The 2,503-nt window shown below is 63.3% G+C and carries 2 protein-coding genes; both read left to right on the plus strand.

From position 1 onward, the window contains the following. Positions 1 to 269: 269 nt before the first annotated feature. The gene (locus ACPYN4_RS15460; RefSeq protein ID WP_424446873.1) at positions 270 to 554 is read left to right on the plus strand and encodes a hypothetical protein; all 285 of its coding nucleotides are present in this window, start codon (positions 270 to 272) and stop codon (positions 552 to 554) included. 53 nt (positions 555 to 607) lie between these two features. Then, complete coding sequence (locus ACPYN4_RS15465; RefSeq protein ID WP_424446874.1) at positions 608 to 907, plus strand: hypothetical protein; 300 nt, start codon at positions 608 to 610, stop codon at positions 905 to 907. Positions 908 to 2,503: the final 1,596 nt, after the last annotated feature.

The following is a 2,503-nucleotide window of genomic DNA, read 5'->3' on the forward strand; positions in this document are numbered from 1 at the left end:
GGAGACACGCCCTAGCCGAGGGGAAGGTGAGACGCGATCGTCGCAGCTGCGCCCACGATGGTGGCGGTGCTGGCGGCGATGGGGGCGAGAGCCTTGAGCCACCTCCTGGTGCGGTCGAGGGGCGGGCGGGGGTTACGGGGGATCTGTTGCATGCCCCGTACCCTGCGAGAGGCTGCGCGGGGCGAATGGCGGCGACGTGACGTTGGCATACGCACGTATGCGCGGCGACCCGCTGACCGTTGCCGGCGGCGCTCTGCCAGGATTTACGAATGACAGAGAGCTACCCCGCCAAGACCACGCTGACGTACGACGGCTTCGCGGATATCGAGTGCACCGTCGACCGGATTTCGCCCCTCGACGGCAACTCCGGCGAGACGGTCGTGCACATCGAGACCAACGGCCACGTCTACGCCTATCTGCACCACAAGCTGTTCAAGGGCAAGGAGTCGAGCGACTTCAGCGTCCGACTGATCGGAGAGAGTGAGCACGAGAACCTCGCTGCACTCTTCCGTGACGTCGCGGACATTCTCGATCCGAGGTCGCGGAACGAGTAGCGACCAGGCGCGTCGCAGATTGTGAGACGCGCCACGCTCAGTAGGGTCTAACCATGACGGTGCTCAACGCTGAAACAGGGATCTATGCAGCCCTCAAATTCGTGCCCGAGGGAACCAGGCTGACGGTCTACACGAAGGACAAAGGCCGAGCCAGGACGAACACCATCGCAGAGCTGCGCAAGGAGCCCGGCGGTGGATGGGATGACTGGCAGGTCCTCAAACGTCCGGCGACGGCCGATGCCGCGGTGCTGCCGGCGACGTGGCCGACCGAGGACCCTGCTGTGATCTCTTCACGGGACTTGGCTGACGCCCTCACCAACAACCCCGATCTGTGGGCCAACATCGACGACTAACTGCTTCGGCCTGTCGGCCGTAAACGGTCGTTTGCGGCACCGTGCGCGATCAGCTGAGTGAGTGCGGCCGTAATCGTGTCCCGTATCGAAACCTAGTTGCGGGAGTGAGGTTGACCCCGAATCCCGGACAGGTGGTTGGTTGGTCAGGCTGCCAGCGCGAGCTGGCGGCGTTCGTACTCTAGCTGCCCTGCAAGCGCTGCCGCCTGCTCCGCGTGAATCTCGACGCGAGTGAACGGGCTGCTTTGAACGGTCGCGAAGAGATCTCCGAACGCTTCCAGGTCAACCTCAAGCTCCTGCAATGCAGCCCTCCCGTCACTCAGATGTCGTCACACTCAACAGCCCATCATGCCGTCTCGGGGAGGCGACGCCGCGTCGCGAGACGCCACCCTCCGCGGCGGATCGCGAACTTCGGCGTTGGGCGAGTGATCCAGCGACCGCACACCCGTGTGCTCATTCAGTACAGCTGACAGCGCGCGTGCGAGGTGAGCCCGGAACATCTTGCCAGTAGGGCCCAGCCGCTTGCGACCCACTCGTGCGCCAGTCGGTGCCCGTTAGCATCGCGGAGGCCGAGGGTGGGTGGATCAGTTCTATCGCGGCCGTACGAGCCGACGCGGAACGAGGTCTCGCCGCTCCCTTCAAGCACCGCAGTGCAGCACAGAACGCGCGCACTCGCCTTGACCCGGAGTGCCAGCCGCATCCACGCCCGCACCCTACGGTGCGGGCGTGGATGGGCGGCGGAACCGCGAACTCCGGCTCACCAGAAGATCATCCCCGTCCAGAGGGTGATCTTCTGAGTAAGGTTCAGGGAGAATCGGATTCTTTAGCCTTGCCCTGAGAGATCCTGCGGTGGGGGCGACGGGCGACGAACGCGTAGACAGCCATCGCCACGGACAACACCAACAGTCCGCCAGCCCAGATGAAGTCGCGGCTGAGGATGCCGATCGTGATCGCTAGGACGATTCCGACTACTGCGATCCCGATGTACGTGCCGAATCCGGGCCCCGTTCTTTGACCCGACGTTGAAGACATCATGAGCACCCCCACACTGCTATCAGTACTCCGCCAACGGTCCAACCCCACGGTGTGCCGGCGATCGCTGTTAGCCACACGTATCCGAGTGACGATACACACTTCTTCGTTGCGATGTCCTGCGCGCCGGTGGGCCGCGCTCCGATCGCGAAGTAGTTTGTCCCGTTCCAGGTGAAGCATCCGACGGAAGAAGAACAATACTCGCCAGGGTTGGCCTTCCGATAGATGGCTGATCCGCACGACGATCCGGGCGGGCAGTAAATCGTCGCGTTCACGCACTTTCCGCTCGGTGAGCACACCCGTGTGGTGGCTGCCTCGGCCGGCGCGGCCATCACCACCGGGGCGACAAGTCCTCCCACGAGTACGAGAAGAACCACCAGGATCAACGAAAGCCAATGTCGCTTCGACCGGCCCGTGGTAACGGCGAAGTGATCACCTATGGACTCGAGTGACTGCGATGCGATCGTCATTGATTTCTCCCTCCAGCGGTTGGAATGTCATCGTGCGATGAACAATCCTCGCCGCCAGGGCGTGACCGCAAGCGACTTTTGTCTAGGGCGTGTCTCT

The sequence above is a fragment of the Microbacterium sp. CH-015 genome, assembly GCF_049707015.1.
Lineage (GTDB): Bacteria > Actinomycetota > Actinomycetes > Actinomycetales > Microbacteriaceae > Microbacterium > Microbacterium aurum.